General features: G+C 72.1%; 1 protein-coding gene (only partly in view). It reads left to right on the plus strand.

Annotated features, from left to right (window positions below; all coding sequences use genetic code 11):
* Positions 1-37: 37 nt before the first annotated feature.
* A protein-coding gene (locus tag D471_RS38680; protein WP_449406575.1) for a BNR-4 repeat-containing protein crosses the window boundary here: on the plus strand, positions 38-627 show its 5' portion. The gene runs 433 nt beyond the window's last position; 590 of the gene's 1,023 nt are visible here — the first part of the coding sequence; it begins with the start codon at positions 38-40; its stop codon lies off the right edge, out of view.

Here is a 627-nt window from a genome sequence, read left to right on the forward strand (position 1 = left end):
CTACCGGACCGGCGGCTCCGGCGACGGCACCCTGGAGCTGGCCGAGTACGACGGGGACGGCGACTGGACGCACCTGGGCGCGTGGTCGTCCCCCGAGGGCTCCTACGCGGCCAACGGAGCGGTCAGCACCAGCCGCAACATGTACCTGCACGGCATCGGCTACGGGGACGACGGACGCCTGCACGCGTCCTTCACCTGGCGTGAGACCGCCGCGGGCGGGGACATCCTCTGCCACCCGGGCGGACTGTCCAACCACGACACCGGCTACGTCTACAGCGACGACGAGGGGCGCACCTGGCGTACCGACGACGGCGCCGTGGCCGCGGTGACCGGGACCTCCCACCGGGTGTCCGTGGACACCCCCGGGCACGTGGTCGACCCGCTGCCGTTGAACTACGCCCTGATGAACCAGGAGTCGCAGGCGGTCGACTCCGAGGGCAACCCGCACGTGGTGATCAGCTACCGGCCGGGCCGGTTCGGGCACTGCTCCACCGACTTCGTCCGCGACCGCCGCGATCAGGGCTACGCCTTCCACCTGTACCAGGACGACGCGGGCCGGTGGCACAAGTTCGAGATTCCCGAGCCGCTCCGGGCCTTCGGCCGCTCCCGGCTGGGCCTGACCGGCGG

The sequence above is a fragment of the Nocardiopsis lucentensis DSM 44048 genome (genome assembly GCF_000341125.1).
GTDB lineage: Bacteria > Actinomycetota > Actinomycetes > Streptosporangiales > Streptosporangiaceae > Nocardiopsis > Nocardiopsis lucentensis.